Here is a 2,741-nt window from a genome sequence, read left to right on the forward strand (position 1 = left end):
GGTGTGTTTTATATTTCTGGGATAATGTCTTGTAGCTTTGTAGAGTTGTTGGATTTCTTGTATAGTTAAGGTTTCGATTGTTCCTGTGTCGTCTTGCTCCCAATCAATGGATAATTTAGGTAAGGTTATTCTACCATTTTGGCGTAAATAGTCTGTAAACTTGTAGAGTGCTTGCAAATGTTTGTTTAAACTTCCATTGCTTAATGCTCCACCTTTTCTATCATTACTTCGTAATTTTAGATGGTTATAATATTCTTTGATAATCAGGTTATCTAGTTCTTTGATATGAGGAATATTATTTTGTTCTAAGTAGTAGAGTAATTCTCTTATATGATTGGGTAAGTTATACATCGTACTTTCTGCATACCCTAAAATATCCAACCATTCTTTAAAAGAGGCTTCTAGGTATTGGTAGCTTTCGTTTTTAAGGTGTAATTTTCTCATCCCTCATATACTTTTTGGTGAACTTTGCGAACCACTATGATAATTAATTGACTTTCTTTTTCTTAGGTAGTTCATTTTTGGTTTGAACCACTTTTGAACTAATGAACCGCGTGGCGAGTCGCCACAGACAATTATTTTTTCTTCTTTAGCTTCTCTAAAGCCTTATCTAATACACTATTTATCTGATCTTGTAATTGGTTATATTCGGTAGTACTAACAACTTCATAATGATATCCTGTGGCTTTTTTACCTTTTACTTTCTTGATATAGTAGCCTGTGATTAATTGTAGGTTATAGCGTTTTTGATTGCTTGGGTTGATTCGTAATGCTTTACGGATTTCTCTATTTGTGTATTGTTTCTTTTTATTGGTTTTTAGGTACTCTTTTAGGTTTTCAAGGTAATTTCTGCAGCTTCCTGTAAGTTCATCACTTTTGCGTAGTAATACTTCTTTGAGTAACATATTGGCATTTTCGATATCTTCTAAAGTGGTTTCGATATAGATTTCGCCTGTTTTCTTATCTACGTTCTGTTCTCTTTGGTATTGGTAATAAAAGGTGATTGCTTCTATAAATTGCAGGTAATGGTTGTTGGTTCTGCGAGGTTTAAATACAGCTAATGGTAGTGATAAGTATTTTGCATACGGATTGATGATCTTTATAGGTTTGAGTATTCGTTGTACATTTTGTAAAAACTCTTGCACCTCGGTTTCTTCGTAATGATTAATCTGTCCTGCTGATATGCCGCGTTGGTATTGCATTATTTTCTCGTCTTGTGCTGGACTTTCATCTAAGTAGAGTAAAAAGCTCCTGTTGGCGTTATCTTCATAAATATGTTCTTTTGTGGTACAACCTGCTACGCAAACAGGGCCTTCTACAACCAGATATTTGGTTTGGGTTTCTCCTTTATGATTTTTACTGGCAATGGTTTTTACGATCCTCTTTTTGGTTTGTAGTTCTCGTAATGGATAGAGTGCATTTTCTGCTCCGTCTAAATCTTCTATTAATATGACTTTGTGTTTTAATTCTTGTTTGCCGAAGTAGTAAAAGGCATTTTCTGATAATGTGGTAATACTTACCCGTTCTTCTTCTGGCATCAATTCTCCTACTGAAGATTGTAAATGTGTTTTTCCTGTTCCTGAACTTCCTAAACTAATTACGTGTAGCGGTTGTTGCCTTTTTCTGCTGGTAAAGATCAGATACATTAACAATCGGTTGGTTTCCTCTCCGATTACACCACTTTCACCAATGAGTTTATTAGTTTTTACTAATAAATTTTCTTCTTTTAAAAATAGCTCAGCTGTTTCTTTTTCTGCAATATTTAGTTGCTTAATCTTGGGTTTTAGATTTTCTTCTGACTCTTTAATGCGGCTTAGCCGATATTTTTCTAATTCTTCTGTGAGTTCTGATAAACTTGCTGCTATTACACTTGTACCTATTTCTAGTTTTTCTGCACATTTACGGATAAACTTTTCTAATTGTGTATCATTATATAAATCTAGATTATGACGTACTGGTGGTCTACTACTTTTTTGTAATTGTACTTTGACTGTGATACGCATTCGATCTAATCCTTCTAATCTAATACCACCTAAAACTGTGAATTCTAGGATTTCGTTTTCGTAAATGAGTTGATCGGTGTTATCGGTTTGTAATTGCATAAAAATCTTTTTTACCTACATATTTGTAGCAAAACTATAATATCTTAATGAATCAAACAAACAAAACTTAATTTTATACTACATATTTTGTTTCTATATTTGTGTTTTAGTATAAAATACTGCATTAAAACATACATTTATGACTTTTGGTGAACGTTTAGGATTGGTACGTAAAAGGAAAAAATTATCACAGGCTGATATAGGTAAGCTTATTAATATCAACGGAGATGCTTATGGAAGATATGAGCGTAACGAAGTAAAACCTACTATCGAGATGGCTACCAAAATTGCTAATGCATTAAAAGTATCTTTAGATTACCTAGTAGGAAGTACCGATTTAGAATTGGATACAGAACTACTAAAACGTATAGAACACGTTTCTAAACTATCACAAAAAGAAAAAGAGCATATCTATATTACTATAGATGCTCTTATACGTGACTTTAATGCTAAAAGAGCATATTCTTAAAACCCTATAAACCAAAAACAGCCACATTTGATAGGAAGTGTAATATAACCCTGTCTCAGGGTTAAGCCCCAGGAGGGCTCTGGGATCTAGCTCCCAGAGCCCTCCTGGGGCTTGGTCGCTAAATCAAGTGCCACTCGATCTTCAAATCTAATATATAATTGTTGAATAAT

At 33.5% G+C, this 2,741-nt stretch carries 3 protein-coding genes; 1 reads left to right on the forward strand and 2 read right to left on the reverse strand.

The features are described 5' to 3' along the window. Together F0000_RS26930 and F0000_RS26935 are read right to left on the reverse strand one after the other, a co-directional pair. Positions 1 to 444, reverse strand: a 444-nt coding sequence (locus tag F0000_RS26930) for a hypothetical protein (RefSeq protein ID WP_223148952.1), incomplete at its 3' end; no start/stop codon positions are given. Positions 445 to 575: 131 nt separating this feature from the next. Beyond that, on the reverse strand, positions 576 to 2,102 hold the full coding sequence (locus F0000_RS26935; protein ID WP_149627792.1) for a hypothetical protein: 1,527 nt from the start codon (positions 2,100 to 2,102) through the stop codon (positions 576 to 578). A gap of 139 nt (positions 2,103 to 2,241) precedes the next feature. Here F0000_RS26935 and F0000_RS26940 point away from each other — a divergent pair, with 139 nt between their 5' ends. Further along, entirely contained in the window at positions 2,242 to 2,571 is a 330-nt protein-coding gene (locus F0000_RS26940) for a helix-turn-helix domain-containing protein (RefSeq protein ID WP_149627793.1), read from the forward strand. Positions 2,572 to 2,741: the final 170 nt, after the last annotated feature.

Source organism: Aquimarina sp. RZ0, assembly GCF_008370685.1.
In the GTDB taxonomy this organism is placed as follows: domain Bacteria; phylum Bacteroidota; class Bacteroidia; order Flavobacteriales; family Flavobacteriaceae; genus Aquimarina.